Source organism: Bradyrhizobium sp. Pha-3 (genome assembly GCF_042258325.1).
In the GTDB taxonomy this organism is placed as follows: Bacteria; Pseudomonadota; Alphaproteobacteria; order Rhizobiales; family Xanthobacteraceae; genus Bradyrhizobium; species Bradyrhizobium elkanii.
Window position 1 is genome coordinate 4,750,565 of the sequence record NZ_CP170151.1, and the last position, 21,527, is coordinate 4,772,091.

Below are 21,527 nucleotides of genomic sequence, written 5' to 3' on the forward strand. Positions count from 1 at the left end.
GAATTGACGCGGCGCAAAAAAGACGGCTCCAGCGTGCAACTGCGCGCCGAAGCCGTCGGGGATGGTCGTTTGCCGATTACGAACGGCGCCTCAACGCGCGGCAGGACGTTCGTTCCAGGCCCCGCTAAATCGTTCGGGGCCGCCATCAGCGCCACATGCCGCGCATCCGGGCGCCGATGTCGATCGGCGGCGCGCGGTTGGCCGAGGATGCTTGCGCTGTTGCGGCGCGCGGCCAGGTGGTGCGCTCGAACGTCGGCAGCAATCGTTCCGGGATGAACCGGGTGCGCGAGGCATACATGTGGCGGTCGCCCTTGGCGGCCTGGCCGTGAACGAAGAAGCGCTGCGGCACCAGCAGATGCAGATCGTCCTTGGCGCGGGTCATCGCGACATAGAGCAGGCGGCGCTCCTCCTCGAGTTCGGCCGACGTGCCGGCGCCGAGGTCGGAGGGCATGCAGCCGTCGACGACATTGAGCACATAGACGGATTTCCATTCCTGCCCCTTGGCGGAATGGATCGTCGACAGGATCAGATAATCCTCATCGAGCAGCGGCACGCCGGCCTGGTCGCTGGTCGCATCGGGCGGATCGAGCGTGAGTTCGTTGAGGAAACGTTCGCGTGACGGGTAGCCGGCGGCGATCTGCTCGAGTTGGATGAGATCGGCGCGGCGCACCTCGGCGTCCTCGTGGATGCGATCGAGATGCGGCTCGTACCAGAGGCGGGCGCGTTCGATGTCGACGGGCCATTCCGAGTAGCGGAGGTTCTCGATGGCCTCCACGAACAGCCGCCAGTCCGCACCGGCGCGGGGCGGAGCGGGCAGCGCGACGAGCGCCGCAATCGGATCGGCGGCCTCGGTCATGCGGTCGAGCACCCGCTGCGCCGAGGCCGGTCCGACGCCGGGCAACAGATGCAGGATGCGAAAACCTGCAACCCGGTCGCGTGGATTGGCGGCGAAGCGCAGCAGCGCCAGCATGTCCTTGACATGCGCGGCGTCGAGGAATTTGAGGCCGCCGAATTTCACGAACGGAATGTTGCGGCGGGTCAGTTCGACCTCCAGCGGCCCGCTGTGCGAGGAAGTGCGGAACAGCACCGCCTGGTGCTTCAGCAGGGTGCCTTCCTCGCGATTGGCCAGCACCTGCTCGACGATGTAACGGGCCTGATCGGCCTCGTCGCGGATCGTGACGAGCAGCGGCTTGCGCGTCGAGGTCCGGTCGGTCCACAGGTTCTTGGTGAAGCGCTCCTTGGCGAGCGAGATCACGCCATTGGCGGCCGACAGGATCGGCTGCGTCGAGCGATAGTTGCGGTCGAGCGTGACGATCTCGGCGGCCGGGCTGAACTGGGCCGGGAAGTCGAGGATGTTGCGGACGGTGGCGGCGCGGAACGAATAGATCGACTGCGCGTCGTCGCCGACCACGGTAAGCCCGCGTCCCGTGGGCTTGAGTGCGAGCAGGATCGAGGACTGCAGGCGGTTGGTGTCCTGATATTCGTCGACCATCACATGGTCGAAGCGGCCGCCGATCTCCTCGGCCAGCGCGGCGTCCGTCACCATCTGCGCCCAGTAGAGCAGGAGGTCGTCGTAATCGAGCACGTTCTGCCGCTGCTTGGCTTCGACATAGGCGCCGAACAGCTGTTTCAATTCACTGGCCCAGCCGGAGCACCACGGGAAGAACTGGCCGAGCACGGCCTCGATCGGCATCTCCGCGTTCACGCAGCGCGAATAGATCGCAAGGCAGGTGCCCTTGGTGGGGAACCGGCTTTCGGTACGGGAGAAACCGAGATCGTGGCGGACCAGATTCATAAGGTCGGCGGAATCCTCGCGGTCATGGATCGTGAAGGCCGGGTCGAGGCCGATACGCTCGGCGAATTCGCGCAGCAGCCGCGCGCCGATGCCGTGGAACGTGCCGGCCCAGTTCAGCGCAACGGTCATGACCGAGGCGCGATCGCCGAGCACGCGGCGCGCAATGCGCTCGACGCGGCCGGCCATCTCGGCGGCGGCGCGCCGCGAAAAGGTCATCAACAGGATGCGGCGCGGATCGGCGCCGGCGACGATCAGATGTGCGACGCGATGGGCGAGCGTGTTGGTCTTGCCGGACCCCGCGCCCGCGATCACCAACAGCGGCGCGCCGACGATGCAATCCTTGCCGACCCCGTGCTCGACAGCACGGCGCTGCTCGGCATTGAGCGCATCGAGATAGGTCGTGTTGGCAAGATCAGTCACGAATCACCCCCAACGAAACGCTAACAGACATTGCGATTCATGGGGCCGACGCACCGAGGCGGACGCAGAGAAATTAGATTGACATTAACGTGGCGCGGCGCACAACCCGGCCATGGGTGACGTATCCAAATCCGACACGCCGCTGAAGGCGACGTTCAAGGTGCGGCTGAACGGTGAGACGGTGACGCTTGCGACCGTCGGCCAGGCCTATCTCTTCATCAGCAATCTCAGCGCTGTCGAATGGATGGAGTTCCGCTCGCTGCATGACGAGGCGCTGGTTGCGCTCGAGAGAGCGGCGGGGAACGCCATGCTGACGGTGCAGGCGACCAACGCGTTGCGGATGCTGTTCGTCCGCGCGAAATTGCTTTGAAAGGAAAATGAGCCGCCTTGGTGTTCCCTTGGCCCTCCAAGGCGGCCCGAGAGTACGGCTGAAGCGCATTGCGCGCCCGGCCGTCGCGTGTACCGCCGTTACCTTGTTTGCGGCCATAACGAATAGGGCCTTACGCAACCACGGCCGATTCGGCTGTAGCCGCCGCACCACAATCAGGAGCCAACGTCGTCGACCAGGCGGTCATACACGAGCGCGGACCGGAGGTTCATGGTTGCGATCTTCAGATATCCCGGCTCGCGCATGGCGTTGTTGAACATCATGATCGCCGTCTTCCAGTAGCCGCGCTGACGCTGATCCAGGTTCAGCGCGGACAGGTAGTCCGCGGCGTCGCCGACCGTCGCGAGCGTTCGCCCGTCCTTCAGCGTAATCGGGAACGCAAGCGGCGACCGCTTCTCCAGCTCCAGCACGTCAGGCTCCCCCAGGACCAAGCAGCAATAGGACAAAGCAGCAATAACAGGAACAGACCTAGCTGCGCCGCTATATCAAAGCCTTAAGGGGGCGTCCGGCCCGGTTGGAGCGGACGGTTCAGAAAGAATCCGCCAGCGCGATCTCCGCCTTCAGCGCTTCGATGCGCCGTTCGGCTTCCTCGGACGTCAGGTCGCGTGCGTACTGGTTCGGCTGGTAGGCCTCCTCGGCAAGGCTCCTCAACCGCAGCGCCTGGGCGCGGGTCATCAGCCCGCCAAGGCGCTCCGCAACCCCACCATATCTTACCGCTGTCACGCTCATTGCTTGCCTCGCTTGCTGGATCGTGACTTGACAATATGTTCTATTTTTGTTCCAACAAGCCATGGACAACAAAATCAATGAAATTCGGCGCAAGATCAGCACGTTGCGAGCTGAGATGACCCTGATCGAGGCGTCGATCCGGGATCAGGTCAACCGCGACCTCGATTGTAGTGAGGCGTCGTACCGGCTGATGGCGATGCGAGCCGAAGTGGCCGAGCTCATCGGCCGGTGGAAGGCCGCCGGCGGCGGCGAGCGTCTCCCCACGGTACGCGAGCGGCTCAGCCGGAGCTTCGAGGACCGTGCCGGTGCGAAGGTCAAGCTGGACAAGGCGAAGAAGCCCGGGGCCAGTCACAGCAACGCGCGGGTGTGATCGGGCCGTTCGACCAAAGAAGGGAGCCTCGAACACCGGCTCAGGCCCAAATCAGGTTTCAAGGCTGGAACCCGAGCCGCAGGATCTGTATTTTCTTGTGGTGAGAGCCAACACGATAGCATCGCCCAGCGCCATGATCGCCGATCCGACCGCGCCACCGCGGGCATCGATGAATGACGATCGCAGTCCGTTGCTGACGCTGATCTCCTGCATCAGCTGCATCAGGACGATGCGGCTCGAGAGCAGTCATCCGGGCAGTGAGGGCAGGGATATCCTTCAGTACCGCTGCGAGCAATGCAGCCGCATCGAGCGGGTGCAATTGGTGCGGCGAAGCTGGCCGGCGGAACGCTAGCCTTTCCACTTCGAACTAGGAGCGGGCTTTCGCCTTTGGCCTGGCCGCGACGTCACGCGCGATGGCATCGAACTCGCCCGAAGCGTCGGCGGACGGGCTGCCCGCCGCGTTATCGACCCCGTGCCCCGTCAACTTCGCGAGTTCGCGGCTAAGGTCGTGGATGTGGTACGGCTTGCGCAGCACCGGAAAGTCGGACCTCACGTCGCGCGCGCTCTCGCTGTAGCCTGTCGTCAGCAGGATCGGCAGTTCGGGCTTCCTGTCGCGGATCGTGCGCGCCAGCTTCAGTCCGTCGATCCTGCCGGGCATGACGATGTCGCTGAACACCACGTCGATCCCGTTGGTGTCGATTTCCGACAAGGCGGCCTCTGCGTTCGACGCCCAGTGCACCGTGTAACCGAGCTGTTCGAGCAGGCCCGTGCTCGCATCGGCGACGGCGGGATTGTCCTCGATCAGCAGGATCGTGGCCGAGCCGGGCACGCTGCGCCCCGTAGCCGTGCGCTTTGCGGCCGCGGTCCCCTGCGGCAGGTAGATGCTGACCGTCGTGCCCTTGCCGAGCGCGCTTGTAATCTCGACCCGGCCATCCGCCTGGTGCGCGAAACCGTGAACCTGGGACAACCCAAGGCCAGTCCCTTTGCCGACCGGCTTGGTGGTGAAGAAGGGATCAAAGACTCTGTTCATGACATCGTCAGGAATGCCTTCGCCGGTGTCGGTAACGCTGACGACCACCTGGGCGGCTTCCGGGACATTGCGCGCCGCGATGGTCAGCGTGCCGCCGCCGGCCATCGCATCCCGCGCATTGACCACGAGGTTGATCAGCGCGGTCTCGAATTCGGTCGGATCGACGAAAATCGGCCAGAGATCCGCTCTGATCTCCATGTTCAGCTTGATCGCGCCGCCAAGCGCGCTGGTCAGGACCTCGCGTACCGCGGCGATCCTGTCAGCGACATTGATGGTCTGCGGATTGACGCTCTGCCGACGCGCGAAGGTGAGGAGCTGCCTGGTCAGGGATGCGGCACGCTCGGATGCGGTTTCGATCGCACTGAGTGCAAGCTTGCTCCGCTCGCTCGTTACCTCACGCTTGATCCGGTGCAGATTGCCGGAGATGATCATCAGCAGGTTGTTGAAGTCGTGCGCGACGCCGCCGGTTAATTGGCCGATCGCATCCATCTTTTGCGATTCCGCAAGCTGACGCTGCACCTGTTCGAGCTTCTGCTGCGCGTCGCGCCGCTCGGAAATATCCCGCGTGATCTTGGCGAAGCCGACCAGGCAGCCGTCGGTATCGCGGATCGGATCGATCACGACGCTCGCCCAGAAGAACGAACCGTCCTTGCGGACCCGCCAGCCTTCCTCCTCATAGTGCCCGGTCTCTTCCGCGATCTTGAGCGCGCGGGCCGGCTTGCCGGCGGCCCGGTCGGCCGGCGTATAGAACCGCGAGAAGCTCTGGCCGATGATTTCGCCGGGCGAATAGCCCTTGATGCGCTCGCCGCCGGCGTTCCAATTGGCAATGATGCCGGCCGGCGTCAGCATATAGAGCGCATAGTCGGTGACATTGCTCACCAGCAGACGGAACTGGCTTTCGCTGGCCTCGAGGTCCTCGCGCGCCTGATGCCGCTCGGCGATGTCGCGGATGACCATCACATAGCCGACGAGCTTGCGCTTCTCATGGATCGGATCGATGACCACAGCGGCGTAGAATTGCGATCCGTCCTTGCGAAGACACCAGCCTTCGGCCGCTGAGTGCTTTTCCTTCCGCGCCATCTGCAGCGCTTTCGCCGGAACGCCGGATGCGCGGTCTTCGGCAGGATAGAAGATCGAGAAGTGCTTGCCGAGGATCGCCTTGGCCGGATAGCCGGTGATGCGCTCAGCGCCCTTGTTCCAGTTGATGACCCGGCCATCGGGGGCGAGCATGCAAATCGCGTAGTCGACCACGCCGCCAGCCGCCGGCCGAAAATTGCGCCGGCTCGCAACAATACCGCGTTCGAACTGTTCTGATTTCTTAACCATCACCGATCCTGCCCCCGCCCGAAACGCGCGGGGGAGGGCAACGTTCCATGCGAACACGAGGACCGGGCGATTAGGCCGCTTACGTCGTTCGTCGGAAAAGTTCGGCCAACGGCCGGAACTTTTGGTTCCAGTTGCGATTAAGGTACTCGGTTTGCGTCACAAATTGCGGTTTTGGCGTTTTCCCGCTTGAATAGATCAAGGGCAGTCATTCTTATAGTCACACTGGCATTGCCGAGTCTCTGGATTCGCGGCCAGCGCGTAGGGGAAATTACATGACCGATCTCGGTTCGCCGCCTCGTCCCCGTGCTGATACACGCCGCAGCCAACCATCAAACGGAAGCCTCGATTCCTCGCACGATCTGCTGCAGTCGCTGCAGGCGATGCGCGCCGGCGACTTCTCGGTCCGGATGCGTGGCGACTATCTCGGCATCGACGGCAAGATCGCGGACGCCTTCAACGAAATCGCAGCCGCCAACGAGCGCATGGCGCAGCAATTGGCGCGCGTCGGCCAGGTCGTCGGCCGCGAGGGACAGACCCGCCAGCGCGTCAATTTCGGCCTCGCCAGCGGCGCCTGGGCCGATATGGAGAGCTCGGTCAATACCCTGATCGACGATCTGCTGTGGCCGACCCGCGAGGTCACCCGCGCGGTCGCCGCGGTGGCGCAGGGCGACCTGCTGCAGACCGTGCAGCTCGACGTCGAGGGCCGGCCGCTGCGCGGCGAATTCCTGCAGTCGGCGAATATCGTCAACACGATGATCAAGCAGCTCTCGGTGTTCACCTCGGAGGTCACGCGCGTGGCGCGCGAAGTCGGCACCGAGGGCAAGCTCGGCGGCCAGGCCCAGGTGCCGGAAGTGACCGGCGTCTGGAAGGACCTGACCGAGAGCGTCAACTCGATGGCCAACAACCTGACCGGCCAGGTCCGCAACATCGCCGAGGTGACGATCGCGGTCGCCAACGGCGACCTGTCCAAGAAGATCACGGTCGACGTTCGCGGCGAGATCCTGCAGCTGAAGGAAGCCATCAACACGATGGTCGATCAGCTGCGTTCGTTCGCGTCGGAAGTGACGCGCGTGGCGCGCGAGGTCGGCACCGACGGCAAGCTCGGTGGCCAGGCGATCGTGCCCGGCGTCGCCGGTACCTGGAAGGACCTCACCGACTCGGTGAACGCGATGTGCGGCAACCTGACCGCCCAGGTCCGCAACATCGCCAACGTGACCACGGCCGTGGCGCGCGGCGACCTGTCACGCAAGATCACGGTCGACGTCAGCGGCGAGATTCTGGAGCTGAAGGACACCATCAACACGATGGTGGACCAGCTCAACTCGTTCGCGTCGGAAGTGACGCGCGTGGCGCGCGAGGTCGGCACCGAAGGCAAGCTCGGCGGCCAGGCCCAGGTGCCCGGCGTTGCCGGCACCTGGAAGGACCTGACCGACAACGTCAACTTCATGGCGTCGAACCTGACCGCGCAGGTCCGCAACATCGCCGACGTCGCGACCGCGATCGCCGGCGGCGACCTCTCGAAGAAGATCACGGTCAACGTGTCGGGCGAGATCCTTCAGCTGAAGGAAACGCTCAACACCATGGTCGATCAGCTCAACGCCTTCGCGTCGGAAGTGACGCGCGTGGCGCGCGAGGTCGGCACCGAAGGCAAGCTCGGCGGCCAGGCCAATGTGCTCGGCGTCGCCGGCACCTGGAAGGATCTGACCGACAACGTCAACTTCATGGCGTCGAACCTGACCGCGCAGGTCCGCAACATCGCCGCCGTGACGACGGCGGTCGCGGGCGGCGACCTCTCCAAGAAGATCACGGTGGACGTGCGCGGCGAAATCCTCGAGCTGAAGGACACCATCAACACGATGGTGGATCAGCTCAACGCCTTTGCTGGCGAGGTGACGCGCGTGGCGCGCGAGGTCGGCACCGAAGGCAAGCTCGGCGGCCAGGCCGAGGTGCGCGGCGTCGCCGGCACCTGGAAGGACCTGACCGACAGCGTCAACTCGATGGCCTCGAACCTGACCGCGCAGGTCCGCAACATCGCCGAGGTCGCGACCGCGGTGGCGAAGGGCGACCTGTCGAAGAAGATCACGGTGAACGTGTCGGGCGAAATCCTTCAGCTGAAGGAAACGCTGAATACGATGGTGGACCAGCTCAACGCCTTCGCCGGCGAGGTGACGCGCGTGGCGCGCGAGGTCGGTACCGACGGCAAGCTCGGCGGCCAGGCCGAGGTGCCCGGCGTCGCCGGCACCTGGAAGGACCTGACGGACAGCGTCAACTCGATGGCCGGCAATCTCACGGCGCAGGTCCGTAACATCGCCGAAGTCGCGACCGCGATCGCCGGCGGCGACCTGTCGCGCAAGATCACGGTCGACGTGCGCGGCGAGATCCTTCAGCTGAAGCAAACGCTGAACACGATGGTCGACCAGCTCAATCGCTTCGCGGGCGAGGTGACGCGCGTGGCGCGCGAGGTCGGCACCGACGGCAGCCTCGGCGGCCAGGCCAACGTGCCCGGCGTCGCCGGCACCTGGAAAGATTTGACCGACAACGTCAACTCGATGGCCGGCAACCTGACCGCGCAGGTCCGCAACATCGCCGAGGTGACCACCGCCGTGGCGCGCGGCGACCTGTCGCGCAAGATCACGGTCGACGTGAAGGGCGAAATCCTCGAGCTCAAGAACACCATCAACACGATGGTGGACCAGCTCAATGCGTTTGCGGGCGAGGTGACGCGCGTGGCGCGCGAGGTCGGCACCGAGGGCAAGCTCGGCGGCCAAGCCGAGGTGCCCGGCGTCGCCGGCACCTGGAAGGATTTGACCGACAACGTCAACTTCATGGCGTCGAACCTGACCGCGCAGGTCCGCAACATCGCCGAGGTCGCGAGCGCGATCGCCGGCGGCGATCTGTCGAAGAAGATCACCGTGGACGTGCGCGGCGAGATCCTGCTGCTCAAGGACACCCTGAACACGATGGTCGAGCAGCTGCGCTCGTTCGCCGCCGAAGTGACGCGCGTGGCGCGCGAGGTCGGCACCGAGGGACGGCTCGGCGGCCAGGCCGTGGTGCCCGGCGTCGGCGGCACCTGGAAGGACCTCACCGACAACGTTAATCTGCTGGCCGCGAACCTGACCACCCAGGTGCGCAACATCGCCGAAGTCACCACCGCGGTGGCGCGCGGCGACCTCTCGCGCAAGATCACGGTCGACGTGAAGGGCGAAATCCTCGAGCTCAAGAACACCATCAACACCATGGTCGACCAGCTCAACGCCTTCGCCGGCGAGGTGACGCGCGTGGCGCGCGAGGTCGGCACCGAAGGCAAGCTCGGCGGCCAGGCCGAGGTGCGTGGCGTTGCCGGCACCTGGAAGGACCTCACCGACACCGTCAACGTCATGGCGGTCAACCTGACCGAGCAGGTGCGCGGCATCGTCAAGGTGGTGACCGCGGTCGCCAACGGCGATCTGAAGCAGAACCTGACGGTGAAGTCGAAAGGCGAGGTGGCCGCGCTCGCCGACACCATCAACAACATGACCGAGACGCTTGCGACCTTCGCCGAACAGGTCACCAGCGTGGCGCGAGAGGTCGGCGTCGAGGGACGGCTCGGCGGTCAGGCCAACGTGCCCGGCGCGGCCGGCACCTGGAAGGATCTCACCGGCAACGTCAACCTGCTCGCGGCTAACCTGACCTCGCAGGTGCGCGCGATCGCGGAAGTCGCGACCGCCGTGACCAAGGGCGACCTGACGCGCTCGATCCAGGTCGACGTCCGCGGCGAAGTCGCGGAGCTGAAGGACAACATCAACACGATGATCGGCAACCTCCGTCTCACGACGGAGCGCAACACCGAGCAGGACTGGCTGAAGACTAATCTGGCGCGCTTCACCAACATGCTGCAGGGCCAGCGCGATCTCGCGACCGTCGGCCGGCTGCTGCTGACCGAGCTTGCGCCGCTGATCAACGCGCATATGGGCGTGATCTACCAGGTCGACAATCCCGAGAATGCGCAGTTGCGCCTCTTGTCGGCCTATGCCAGCGACAGCAGCAATCCACATCCGCAGATCGTCCAGTTCGGCGAGGGATTGATCGGCCAATGCGCGCTCGACAAGCGCCAGCGCCTCGTCTCCGAGATTCCCGGCGATGCGGTGCCGATCAATTCGGCCTTGATGCGGATCATGCCGAAGAACCTCGTCGTGTTTCCGGTGCAGTTCGAGAACCAGGTCAAGGCGGTGATCGAGCTGTCCTCGATCGCCTCGTTCACGACCTCGCAGATCACCTTCCTCGAACAGTTGACCGACAGCATCGGCATCGTGCTCAACAGCATCGAGGCGACGATGCAGACCGAGGCGCTGCTCAAGCAGTCGCAACAGCTCGCCGGCGAGCTGCAGACCCAGCAGAAGGAATTGCAGCAGACCAACGATCAGCTGGAGCAGAAGGCCCAGCAGCTTGCCGAACGCAACGTCGACGTCGAGCGCAAGAACCAGGAAATCGAGCAGGCGCGGCGCGCGCTGGAAGAGAAGGCGACCGAGCTGTCGCTGACTTCGAAGTACAAATCCGAATTCCTTGCCAACATGTCGCACGAGTTGCGGACGCCGCTGAACTCGATCCTGATCCTGGGCCAGCAGCTCACCGAAAATCCCGACGGCAATCTGACCGGCAAGCAGGTCGAGTTCGCCCGCACCATTCACGGTGCCGGCACCGACTTGTTGAACCTGATCAGCGACATCCTCGATCTCTCCAAGATCGAGTCCGGCACGGTGACGGTCGACGCCGAGGAAATCCTGACATCGAGCCTGCTCGAGACCGTCGGACGGCCGTTCCGGCACGAGGCGGAGAACCGGCATCTCTCGTTCAGCATCGATGTCGACGCCAATCTTGCACGCAGCATGGTTACCGACTCCAAGCGGCTGCAGCAGGTGCTCAAGAACCTGTTGTCGAATGCGTTCAAGTTCACTGCGGAAGGCGGCGTCAGCCTGACCGTGTCGGCCGCGCTCGGCGGCTGGAGTGTGGAGCATCCGATCCTCAATGCGGCGCCTGCGGTCGTTGCGTTCGAGGTGTCGGATACCGGCATCGGCATTCCACAAGACAAGCAGAAGCTGATCTTCGAGGCGTTCCAGCAAGCCGACGCCGGCACCAGCCGCAAATATGGCGGCACCGGTCTTGGACTGGCGATCAGCCGTGAGCTCGCGGGTCTGCTCGGCGGCGAGATTCATCTGCGCAGCGCGCCGGGCAAGGGCTCGACCTTCACGCTCTATCTGCCGCTGAAATATGCCGGACCGTCGGTGGCGCTGCGTCAGCAGGCCCAGCCGTTCCCGATGCCGCACGCGCCGGCGCCGGCGCTGCAGGCGTCCGGCGCGCAGGACCGTGTGATCGAACAGCTTCCGGACGACCGGCTCAATCTCGAGCCCGGCGACACCATCCTGCTGATCGTCGAGGACGATCCGCATTACGCGCGGGTGCTGATCGATCTGGCGCGCGACAAGGGCTTCAAGGTGCTGGTCGCAAGCCGCGGCGCCGAAGCGCTGGACCTGGCCAAGCAGTTCCAGCCGAGCGCAGTGTCGCTCGACGTCTTCCTGCCCGACATGCTGGGCTGGACGGTGCTGAGCCAGCTCAAGCACAATCCGCTGACCCGTCACATCCCGGTTCAGATCATCACGCTCGACGAGGACCGCCAGCACGCGCTGGCGCGCGGCGCCTTCTCCTTCGTCAACAAGCCGACGACAACGGAAGGCGTCAGCGCGGCGCTGTCGCAGATCAAGGAATACGCCAGACCGCGCCGCAAGCGCCTGCTGATCGTGGAGGACAATGCGGCGGAGCAGCTTAGCATTACCGAACTGCTCGGGCACGAGGATATCGAGATCGTGACCACCGGCACCGGGGCAGGGGCGCTCTCAACGATGCGCGAAAATCCGTGCGACTGCGTCGTGCTCGACTTGCGCCTGCCCGACATGAGCGGTTTCGAAGTGCTGGATCATATCCGCAAGGACGAGACGCTCTCCAATATTCCCGTTGTCGTGTTTACGGGCCGGGAACTTTCAGCGGAGGAAGACGCGGAACTGCATACGATGGCGCGCAGCATCGTCGTCAAGGGCGTGGAATCGCCGGAGCGTCTGCTCGATGAAACGTCACTGTTCCTGCACCGTGTGATCACGGAATTGCCCGTCGAAAAACAGAGGATGCTGGAGAAGCTCAATAGTTCCGACGAGGATCTTATTGGCAAGACCGCGCTGCTGGTCGACGACGATGCCCGCAACATCTTCGCGCTCTCGAGCGTGTTGGAGCGGCGAGGTATGAAGGTGTTGACTGCGACGACCGGTCACGAGGCCATCTCGCTGGTCGAATCCAATCCCAAGATTGCGATCGTGCTGATGGACATCATGATGCCGCAGATGGACGGTTACCAGACCATCGGCGCCATCCGGCAAAACTCCGCCTTCGCGCGGCTGCCGATCATCGCGCTGACCGCGAAGGCGATGAAAGGCGATCGAGAGAAATGCCTGGAGGCAGGCGCGTCCGACTATCTGGCGAAACCCGTGAACACCGAGCAACTGCTGCTGGCGATCCGCATGTGGCTGCACCGCTGATCGGCGATCGAACATGATGGACCACGAAAAGGTAAACATCCTTCTGGTCGATGATCAGCCGGCGAAGCTGCTGGCCTATGAGGTCATCCTGAAGGAGCTAGGCGAGACGCTGGTCGCCGCGTCGTCGGGCCGCGAGGCGCTGGAATTCCTGCTCAAGAACGAAGTCGCGGTCATCCTGGTCGACGTCTGCATGCCCGAGCTCGACGGCTTCGAGCTCGCGGCGATGATTCGCGAACATCCGCGCTTCCAGAAGACCGCGATGATCTTCATCTCGGCAATCCAGGTCAGCGATATCGACCGGCTTCGCGGCTACGAGATGGGTGCGGTCGATTACGTGCCGGTGCCTGTCGTGCCCGAGGTGCTGCGGGCAAAGATCCGCGTGTTCGCCGAGCTCTACCGCAAGACACGGCAGCTCGAACGCCTCAACGCGGAGCTCGAGGACCGCGTGCGCGCACGCACCGCCGAGCTCGAGCAATCGACCACGCGGCTGGTCGAGAGCGAGGCGCGCCGCAGCATGGCGATCGCCGCCGGCAAGATGGGCTCGTGGGACTGGGATTGGGTCAACGGCGACTGGATGTGGGACGAGGGGCAATACAAGATCTTCGGCGTCGACCCGAAGTCCTTCAAGCTCACGTCCGACAATATACAGGCGCTGTTTCATCCCGACGATGTCGAACACCTCCGGCAAGCCTGGACTGGCTTCGGCAAGGGCCAGACGTCCTACGAAACCGAATTCCGCGTCATGCGGCCGGACGGCGAGGTGCGCTGGTGCGTCGGCACGGCCGCGGCCACCAGCGACCGCAACGGCAAGGTGGTACGGGTGAGCGGCGTCACCGTCGACATCACCGATCGCAAGAAGGCCGAGGAGCGGCAGAGCCTGTTGACCCGCGAGGTCGATCATCGCGCCAAGAACGCGCTGGCGCTGGCGCAGTCGATCGTGCGGCTGACGCGCGCGCAGAACGTGACCGCCTATGTGCGGGCGGTCGAGGGCCGCATCACGGCGCTGGCGCGGGTTCACACCGTGCTGTCGCTGTCGAGCTGGCAGGGCGCTGAAATCCGGCGGCTGGTCACCGAGGAGATCGCGCCGTATTCGGAGGCCGGGCAGATCCAGATCGACGGCGCGGAGGTGCAGTTGCAGCCCGCGACCGCGCAGACGCTGGCACTGGCGCTGCATGAGCTCGTCACCAACTCCGCCAAATATGGCAGCCTGTCGGTATTGCCAGGCCGGCTCGCAATCACCTGGGAAGTGGCGGACGACACGCTGATCCTGGCCTGGGTGGAATCCGGCGGACCTCCCGTGACCAAGCCGAAGCAGAAGGGTTTCGGCACCAGAAGCGTGATCGCCAGCATCGAGACCCAGCTCGGCGGACGGGCCGACTTCGATTGGCGCGCCGAGGGCTTGATCTGCCGCCTCACGGTTCCTCTCAAGCCGCTTGTTGGAGACACGCCGGCGTTCCGTGAACCGTCGGCAGCCCAGCGCAAGCCCCTGGTCAGTTCCAGAGCCGTGTAGCGCCTCCCGGCCGAACAGGAACCAAGCGCCGGACGCTGCGGTTAACGAAGCCTGACCGCTCCGTTCGTGGCTTGAGGTGCTGCCGTGGATGCCCAAACCCGTGAGCGCGGGCTGTCCGCGGAGAAGCCGCGGCAGCCTGAGCGCAATCCCGAGCAAGAAACGCGACCCGACCGCGAATCCTCGCCGCAGCAGGAGACCGGGCGCAAGCCATCGATGCGTGATCGGCTGCGCGAGCACTGGCTGCTTGCCACAGTCGGCGCCTGTCTGCTCCTGCTCGCGATCATCGGTGGCGTGAGCTATTGGCTCGACGTCCGTCATTATGAATCGACCGATGACGCGTTCGTGGCCGCACGCAGCTTTGCGGTGGCGGCAAAGGTCGGCGGCTACGTCGTCGAGGTCCCCGTCACCGACAACCAGCACGTCAATGCCGGCGATCTCCTCGCGAGGATCGACGAGCGCGACTACAGGATCGCCGTCGATCAGGCCAGCGCGCAGGTCGCGGTCGCAGAGGCCAATATCACCAATGTCGAGGCCCAGATCGACAGCCAGCAGGAGCAGATCAAGGAAGCCAAGGCGCAGCAGCAGCAGGCCGAGGCGCAATTGAAGTTCGCGCGGGAAGAGGCGGAGCGCGCCCAGAACCTCGTCGAGAAGGGCGCGGGCACGGTGCAGCGGCAGCAGCAGACCCGCTCGGATCTCGATGCCCAGCAGGCCAATGCCAGCCGCGCCAGGACGGCAGTGACCGCGGCCGAGCTTGGCGTCAAGACGCTCGAGGCTCAGCTCAAGAGCAGCCAGGCATCGCTGGAGCAGGCGCAGGCACAGCTCGATCAGGCCAAACTGAACCTGCAATATACAAGCATCGTCGCGGCGCAATCCGGACGCGTCGTCAAGCTGAGCGGCGCGGTCGGCACTTATGTGGCGCCGGCCCAGAGCGTCATGATGTTCGTTCCTGACGAGGTCTGGATCACCGCCAACTACAAGGAAACGCAGCTGACGGACATGCGCCCCGGCCAGCCGGTCGAGATCAGGATCGACGCGTATCCGGGGCGCAAGCTCACCGGCCGCGTGGCGTCGGTTCAGCCGGGCTCGGGCACTGCGTTCAGCCTGCTGCCGGCGGAGAACGCGACCGGCAATTTCGTCAAGGTCGTGCAGCGCGTTCCCGTGAAGATCGTGATCGACAATTGGCCGAATGACGTTCCGATCGGGCCGGGCATGTCGGTCGTGCCCTGGACCAGGGTGCGGTGAGCGACGTTGCGGCAGGCGGCGGCGCGGCCTGGTCGCCGGAGCGTTCGGCTGCCGGCGGACATAATCCCTATCTGATCGCCTTCGTCGTCTCGATCGCGACGTTCATGGAGGTGCTGGACACCACGATCGCCAATGTGGCCTTGCGCCATATCGCGGGCGGCCTGGCGGTCGGCATCGACGAGAGCACCTATGTCATCACCAGCTATCTGGTCGCCAACGCGATCGTGCTGTCGATCTCGGGCTGGCTCTCGACCGTGATCGGCCGCAAGCGCTTCTACATGATCTGCGTCGGCACCTTTGCATTCGCATCCCTGTTGTGCGGGCTTGCCTGGAGCCTGGAAGCGCTGGTTCTGTTCCGGATCATCCAGGGCCTTGGCGGCGGCGGGATGGCGACGAGCGAGCAGGCGATCCTCGCCGACTCCTTTCCGCCGGCCAAGCGTGGCCAGGCGTTCGCGATCTACGGCGTCGCGGTGGTGGTTGCTCCCGTGATTGGGCCGACGCTCGGCGGCTGGATCACCGATACCTATAGCTGGCACTGGATCTTTCTGATCAACGTGCCGATGGGCTTGCTCTCGCTGTTCCTGGTCGGGACGCTGGTTAAGGAGCCGTCCGGCGCCGAGCAGGAGCGCAGGCAACTCCTCAAGGACGGCCTGCGCGTCGACTACATCGGCTTCGTGCTGGTCGCGATCGGGCTCGGTTCGCTCGAATTCGTGCTCGACGAAGGCCAGCGCAAGGACTGGTTCGGGTCCAATATGATCGTCGGCTTCGCGCTGGCCTCGGCGATTTGCCTGATCGCGCTGGTCCCCTGGGAGTTGACGCGCAAGGACCCGATCGTCGATCTCCGCCTGCTGGGACGCCGCCAGTTCGGATCGTGCTTCCTGGTGATGCTGTGCACCGGCGCGGTGCTGATCTCGTCGACGCAGCTCCTGCCGCAGCTGTTGCAGACCGAGCTGAACTATACTGCGCTGCTTGCAGGGCTCGCACTGTCGCCCGGCGGCATCGTCACGCTGATCTTGATGCCGGTGGTCGGCAACCTCGTCAGCCGCGTCCAGCCGAAATATCTGATCGCGATCGGCGGCTGCATCGTCGCATTCTCGATGTGGCACCTGACGGGATTGAACGGCGACATCACCTATGGCTACGCCGCGCTCGCGCGCATCTTCCTCTCCGCCGGGCTTCCGTTCCTTTTTCTCCCCGTCACGACGGCGTCCTATGACGGTGTGCCGCCGGACAAGACCAATCAGGCCTCGGCACTGATCAACGTCGCGCGCAATATCGGCGGGTCGATGGGCGTCGCACTCGCCCAGACGGCACTGGCGCAGCGCCAGCAATTCCACCAGAGCCGGCTGATCGAGCATGCCGCGCCGTCCGATCTCGGGTATCAGCAGACCATCGACACGATGACGCGCTTCTTTCAGGCCCAGGGGTCGAATGCATCGGACGCCGCGTCCCAGGCGGTCGCCTGGGTCGGCCAAACCTTGCAGCGGCAGGTCGACCTGCTCGCCTATATCGACGTGTTCTGGATGCTCTCGATTATCGGCCTCGTGATGATCCCGCTGGCGCTGATCATCAAACCGGTCGATCTGACGGCGCCGCCCAAGGGACATTAAAGCAGACGACATTGTGAACGCGGGAGCGGCCGAACCGCGCTATGAACGGCGTGACCGAAGGGAAATCGCGCGAGGAGCATATGCCCAGGACGAGTCTTGCCGGTGCGGGTCTGTCGGTCGTCTTCCTCGCGGCGATCAGCATCACGCAATCGGGCGCCGAGCCCGTGCTGAAAGGTACGGAAGCCTTCGGCGACTGGCAACGCGACAAGCCGGGCACGGTGCGCCTGATCACGCCGCAGGACTTACCCAAGCCCGGGGCAACGGCGTCGAGCAGCAAGTTTCCGCGCGTCATGCCGAGACCTGCATCGGCCATGCCGCAGGTGCCGGCAGGGTTCAAGGTCGAACTGTTTGCGAGCGGGCTCAGCGGCCCGCGGATCATCCGGACCGCGCCCAATGGCGATATCTTCGTCGTGGAAACCGGCTCGGGCCGCATTCGTATCCTGCGCAGCGCCGACGGCGCCACCAAGCCTGCGACCAATGAAGTCTACGCAACCGGCTTGAACCAGCCGTTCGGCATCGCGTTCTTTCCGAGCGGTGACAATCCGCAATGGCTCTATGTCGCCAACACCGACAGCGTCGTGCGCTTTGCCTACCGTAACGGCGATCTCAAGGCGTCGGGAAAGCCCGAGACGATCGTCGCCCGGCTGCCGCCCGGCTACGCCCATTCCACGCGTGATATCGTGTTCACGCCGGACGACAAGCGGATGCTGGTATCGGTCGGCTCCGCCGGCAACGCAGGCGAGGGGCTGGGCCGCCCGCCGAAAGGGATCGAGGCCTGGAGCCGCGACCATGCGCTCGGCGCTGCCTGGGGCGACGAGACCGACCGCGCCGCCGTGCTCGCCTTCGATCCTGATGGCAAGAACCGGAAGCTGTTTGCCACGGGGATCCGCAACTGTGTCGGACTTGCGATCCAGCCCGGAAGCGGTACGCCGTGGTGTTCGACCAACGAGCGCGATGGCCGCGGCGACAACCTTGTGCCCGACTATGTGACACGGGTCCGCGAAGGCGCGTTCTACGGCTGGCCCTGGTACTACATCGGCGGCAACGAAGACCCCGCGCATGCCGGCGCGCGGCCCGACCTGAAGGACAAGGTGACGGTCCCCGACGTGCTGTTGCAGGCCCACTCGGCGTCGCTTGGCCTGACCTTCTACACCGGCAGCAGTTTTCCGCCGGAATATCGCGGCGATGCGTTTGCCGCCGAACACGGCTCGTGGAATCGGTCGAAGCGCACCGGCTACAAGGTCATTCGCATCAGGCTGAAGGATGGCGTGCCGACCGGCGAGTACGAGGATTTCGTCACCGGCTTCGTCATCGGCGACAATGAGGTCTGGGGCCGTCCGGTCGGTGTGACTGTCGCGCGCGACGGCGCGCTGCTGGTCTCCGAAGACGGCAACGGCACGATCTGGCGCGTCAGCCGCGACTAATACTCCAGGCGGCGCGCGCTAGCCGAGCCCGTCCTTGAGTCCATATTCCTCGTAGATGGTCAGGGGATCGGTGTCGGGAAACAACCGGCACTTGGCCTGCGCAAGATGCAGCGTGACGGCGCCGGCCTCACATCTGGCGGTCAGGATCTTTCGGACGTCCTCCATATGCGCGCGGGGCTGATGCTTTGACGGCAACTGTTCGAGCGCCACCAGCGCTGTGGCCAGGGCCTCCGTGACCACCCATTCGTCGTGTCCGGTAATTCCCTTTCGCGGCATCGCCACACCCTCCGTAGCACCGGCTGCGACATTGTAGCGCGAGATGGGTGGGGGCTGTCATCAGCTAACGTGGGCAGGGCAGCGGGCGGGGAACCGGTTCGCGTGGCCCTGCCACGATGCGCCGCAGGGAACCGGCGTGGCAGCGCGCGGAAGCAATGATTAGAAAAACGAGGCTCGCTTCTTCGTCCCCGGTCAGTCCACCCAAATGTTCGCTCCCTATCTCTCGGCCTGGAGTCTTGTCCCCGACGGCGACCCGATCGTGACGCACGCCGCACGGTTGCTGCCGGTGCGCCGGCATGGCGAGCCGGCCATCCTCAAGCTCTCGCACGAGCCGGACGAACGCCTCGGTGCCGTCGTGATGGAGTGGTGGGACGGCGAAGGTGCGGCGCGGGTTCTTGCCCGTGACGGCGACGCCCTTCTGCTCGAAAGGGCGATGGGTTCGGCTTCGCTCAGCGAGATGGCGCGAACCGGCCGGGACGACGAGGCCTGCAGGATTCTGTGTGCAACGGCTGATCGGCTTCACGCCGAGAGAGCGAAGCCGCGGCCGGATCTGACGCCGCTGACGCACTGGTTTCGTGAGTTGTGGCCCGCGGCGAGGGCGCATGGCGGCATTCTGAACCGATCGGCGGAAGTTGCCGAAGCTCTGCTGGGCAATCAGCGTGAGATCGTGGTCCTGCATGGTGACCTGCACCATGACAATGTGCTCGACTTCAGCACGCGCGGCTGGCTTGCGATCGATCCGAAGCATCTTGTCGGCGAGCGCGGCTTCGACTTCGCCAACATCTTCACCAATCCGGATCTTGCGGATCCGACGCGGCCGGTCGCGACCGAATCCGGACGCTTTGCCCGGCGGCTCGACATTGTCGTTGAAGCCGCGCGGCTCGATCGCCGGCGCCTGCTGTCATGGATTGTGGCCTGGACCGGCTTGTCGGCAGCCTGGTTTCTGGGGGACGGCGATCCACTCGCCGAAATCGACCTTACGATCGCACAGCTAGCCGCCGCGGAGCTCGACCGGATGGCGTAGAGCGCGCAGCGATTACGCCGCCGCGGCGCTGGCTCCACTCAGCGACACGCTCAAAATCCGCCACTTCGAGATATCGAAGAAGTAGGCGGCCTTGATGCGCGCGGAAGCGGGGTCCGGCGCCTGAATCGCCGTGTGGAATTGCCGCGTCCCATCGCTCAGCGAAATCCGGAATGTTTGCATTGGTCGAACCTCCACGCGCGGATGCTGCGGCACGGAGCGTTAACATCCGGTTGCAGTTGATGGCGCGCGACACGTGCACTTCTCACTCGGGTGAGGCCGGCGGCAGCCGCACCATCGTGTCTTCCGCGCCAACGACGCGTCCGTCTTGCGCGCGCAGCTCGAGCCGGCGCACCGGCAGCCCGTTCTTGCGGTCGACCAGGAGCACATGCGCCTCGTCGGGTTCAAAGAAGAAGTCCTCACCCCACTGGCGGAGCGCGACGAGAAGAGGGAAGAGCCCGCGTCCCTTTTCGGTCAGCACATATTCCTGGTAGGGGCTGCCGTCGCTTGCGGGCACCGTTTCCATGATGCCGTGCGCCAGAAGATTGCGAAGCCGGGCCGAGAGGATGTTCTTGGCAAGCCCGAGGCTCTTCTGAAACTCGCCGAAGCGGCGCAGCCCGTCGAAGGCATCGCGGACAATCAGCAGCGACCACCAGTCGCCGATCGCATCCAGCGGCCGGGCGACGCCGCACATCGAGTCCCTGTGGCTCACTCGCTTGGCCATCGTGATCCTCAATACTCATTCCCTGGGGGGTGATCGGCGCTCAGTGGCGCGGCCGGAAAACCACCCGGATCGTTCGGTGGATATATTGGTTGCAAACTAAAACCTCAAGCGTTACACGTTGGTTTCAAATTGAAACCATGCGAGGTCAGAGCCGTGATCCAAGCCGACGCCACGTTCGACGGCACTTTTTCGTTCTCGCCGCATTTCAGCGCGGCGCCGGGCTTCCAGATGCATTATGTCGACGAAGGTCCGCGGGACGGCGAGGTGGTGCTTTGCCTGCACGGCGAACCAAGCTGGGGCTATCTGTTCCGCCACCTGGTGCCAGGCCTCAGTGCGACGCACCGGGTGGTCGTTCCGGATCACATGGGTTTTGGCAAGAGCGCGACGCCGGCGCATCGCAGCTATTGGCTGCAGGACCATGTCGACAACCTCGAAGCGCTGGTCCGCGCGCTCGATCTCACCAACATCACGCTGGTCATGCATGATTTCGGCGGCCCGGTCGGCATGGGGCTAGCGGCCCGGCATCCGGACCGGATCCGCCGCATCGTTTCCGCCAATGGGCCAACGCCGTTCGGGCAGAGCGATCTGTTCGATCGCGTCGCCGCCAACGCGCAGGCCTCGCCGTGGTTTCAATGGATCGCAAAGGCCGAGGCGAGCGGCGACCTCGAGCCGGTTCTCGGACAGCTCGACTTCAACATTTTGAGCACGCTGAAGCTCAACGGATTCGAGAACAACGCCGTCATCACGGACGCCTGGCTCGCCGCCTACGGCGCGCACTTCGCCCGTCCGGCGGACTGCCTCGGTGCGATCGGCTGGGCCAAGGGCTTTGCGACCGGCACGCATCAATTCCAGACGCCCGATCCCGCCGCCGACCGTTTGATTCGCAGCAAGCCTGCGCTCGCGATCTGGGGCGAGGCGGACCGCACGCTGCGTGCGGAGCATTTCCTGCCGCTGTTTTCCGCAATCTTCCCAACGGCACCGGTCAGGCGCCTTGCCGGTGTCGGGCATTACTGTTTCGAGGATGCGCCTGAGGAAATCCCGGGCCTGATCGCGGAGTTCATCCGGCAGACGTGACTGCGCGTCTGATCGCGTGCCGCGG

General features: G+C 64.7%; 17 protein-coding genes. 9 read left to right on the top strand and 8 right to left on the bottom strand.

From position 1 onward, the window contains the following. Window positions 1-145: 145 nt before the first annotated feature. Complete coding sequence (locus ACE10X_RS22235) at window positions 146-2,215, bottom strand: ATP-dependent helicase (protein ID WP_375762847.1); 2,070 nt, start codon at window positions 2,213-2,215, stop codon at window positions 146-148. Window positions 2,216-2,327: 112 nt separating this feature from the next. On the opposite strand from ACE10X_RS22235, the gene ACE10X_RS22240 reads away from it, so the two are divergent. Further along, window positions 2,328-2,585 carry a hypothetical protein gene (locus ACE10X_RS22240; protein ID WP_038386343.1) on the top strand — a complete coding sequence of 86 codons (258 nt, stop codon included), beginning with the start codon at window positions 2,328-2,330 and terminating at the stop codon, window positions 2,583-2,585. Window positions 2,586-2,758: 173 nt separating this feature from the next. Here ACE10X_RS22240 and ACE10X_RS22245 read toward each other — a convergent pair whose 3' ends face one another. Both ACE10X_RS22245 and ACE10X_RS22250 read right to left on the bottom strand, forming a co-directional pair. Continuing rightward, window positions 2,759-3,013 carry a hypothetical protein gene (locus ACE10X_RS22245; RefSeq protein WP_038386344.1) on the bottom strand — a complete coding sequence of 85 codons (255 nt, stop codon included), beginning with the start codon at window positions 3,011-3,013 and terminating at the stop codon, window positions 2,759-2,761. A 118-nt stretch (window positions 3,014-3,131) separates the two neighbouring features. Beyond that, entirely contained in the window at window positions 3,132-3,332 is a 201-nt protein-coding gene (locus ACE10X_RS22250) for a DUF3072 domain-containing protein (RefSeq protein WP_038386345.1), read from the bottom strand. A gap of 61 nt (window positions 3,333-3,393) precedes the next feature. On the opposite strand from ACE10X_RS22250, the gene ACE10X_RS22255 reads away from it, so the two are divergent. Continuing rightward, the gene (locus ACE10X_RS22255) at window positions 3,394-3,702 is read left to right on the top strand and encodes a hypothetical protein (protein ID WP_038386346.1); all 309 of its coding nucleotides are present in this window, start codon (window positions 3,394-3,396) and stop codon (window positions 3,700-3,702) included. A 51-nt stretch (window positions 3,703-3,753) separates the two neighbouring features. On the opposite strand, the gene ACE10X_RS22260 is transcribed toward ACE10X_RS22255, so the two are convergent. Both ACE10X_RS22260 and ACE10X_RS22265 read right to left on the bottom strand, forming a co-directional pair. Further along, entirely contained in the window at window positions 3,754-3,924 is a 171-nt protein-coding gene (locus ACE10X_RS22260) for a hypothetical protein (protein WP_157788043.1), read from the bottom strand. 145 nt (window positions 3,925-4,069) lie between these two features. Then, window positions 4,070-6,058 carry a PAS domain-containing sensor histidine kinase gene (locus ACE10X_RS22265; RefSeq protein ID WP_051003109.1) on the bottom strand — a complete coding sequence of 663 codons (1,989 nt, stop codon included), beginning with the start codon at window positions 6,056-6,058 and terminating at the stop codon, window positions 4,070-4,072. Between the two features lie 272 nt (window positions 6,059-6,330). On the opposite strand from ACE10X_RS22265, the gene ACE10X_RS22270 reads away from it, so the two are divergent. The 5 genes from ACE10X_RS22270 (at window position 6,331) to ACE10X_RS22290 (ending at window position 18,407) form a co-directional block, all read left to right on the top strand. Further along, window positions 6,331-12,621 (top strand): HAMP domain-containing protein, encoded by a 6,291-nt coding sequence (locus tag ACE10X_RS22270; RefSeq protein WP_375762848.1) that lies wholly within the window; start codon window positions 6,331-6,333, stop codon window positions 12,619-12,621. Between the two features lie 16 nt (window positions 12,622-12,637). Further along, window positions 12,638-14,131, top strand: a complete 1,494-nt coding sequence (locus ACE10X_RS22275; RefSeq protein ID WP_038386370.1) for a sensor histidine kinase — start codon at window positions 12,638-12,640, stop codon at window positions 14,129-14,131. Window positions 14,132-14,215: 84 nt separating this feature from the next. Continuing rightward, complete coding sequence (locus ACE10X_RS22280; protein WP_038386357.1) at window positions 14,216-15,373, top strand: HlyD family secretion protein; 1,158 nt, start codon at window positions 14,216-14,218, stop codon at window positions 15,371-15,373. Further along, window positions 15,370-16,983, top strand: coding sequence for a DHA2 family efflux MFS transporter permease subunit (locus ACE10X_RS22285; RefSeq protein WP_375762849.1), 1,614 nt, complete (start codon window positions 15,370-15,372; stop codon window positions 16,981-16,983). The genes ACE10X_RS22280 and ACE10X_RS22285 overlap by 4 nt, the downstream gene beginning before the upstream one ends. Window positions 16,984-17,063: 80 nt before the next feature. Continuing rightward, window positions 17,064-18,407 carry a PQQ-dependent sugar dehydrogenase gene (locus tag ACE10X_RS22290; protein WP_375762850.1) on the top strand — a complete coding sequence of 448 codons (1,344 nt, stop codon included), beginning with the start codon at window positions 17,064-17,066 and terminating at the stop codon, window positions 18,405-18,407. Window positions 18,408-18,425: 18 nt separating this feature from the next. Here ACE10X_RS22290 and ACE10X_RS22295 read toward each other — a convergent pair whose 3' ends face one another. Continuing rightward, the gene (locus ACE10X_RS22295; protein ID WP_028340659.1) at window positions 18,426-18,683 is read right to left on the bottom strand and encodes a hypothetical protein; all 258 of its coding nucleotides are present in this window, start codon (window positions 18,681-18,683) and stop codon (window positions 18,426-18,428) included. 205 nt (window positions 18,684-18,888) lie between these two features. On the opposite strand from ACE10X_RS22295, the gene ACE10X_RS22300 reads away from it, so the two are divergent. Then, complete coding sequence (locus ACE10X_RS22300) at window positions 18,889-19,707, top strand: aminoglycoside phosphotransferase family protein (protein ID WP_375762851.1); 819 nt, start codon at window positions 18,889-18,891, stop codon at window positions 19,705-19,707. A gap of 12 nt (window positions 19,708-19,719) precedes the next feature. Here ACE10X_RS22300 and ACE10X_RS22305 read toward each other — a convergent pair whose 3' ends face one another. Further along, on the bottom strand, window positions 19,720-19,887 hold the full coding sequence (locus ACE10X_RS22305) for a hypothetical protein (protein WP_016847764.1): 168 nt from the start codon (window positions 19,885-19,887) through the stop codon (window positions 19,720-19,722). Window positions 19,888-19,969: 82 nt separating this feature from the next. Continuing rightward, window positions 19,970-20,428, bottom strand: a complete 459-nt coding sequence (locus ACE10X_RS22310; RefSeq protein ID WP_028340657.1) for a helix-turn-helix domain-containing protein — start codon at window positions 20,426-20,428, stop codon at window positions 19,970-19,972. A 153-nt stretch (window positions 20,429-20,581) separates the two neighbouring features. On the opposite strand from ACE10X_RS22310, the gene ACE10X_RS22315 reads away from it, so the two are divergent. Continuing rightward, window positions 20,582-21,502 carry an alpha/beta fold hydrolase gene (locus ACE10X_RS22315; protein ID WP_375762852.1) on the top strand — a complete coding sequence of 307 codons (921 nt, stop codon included), beginning with the start codon at window positions 20,582-20,584 and terminating at the stop codon, window positions 21,500-21,502. Window positions 21,503-21,527: the final 25 nt, after the last annotated feature.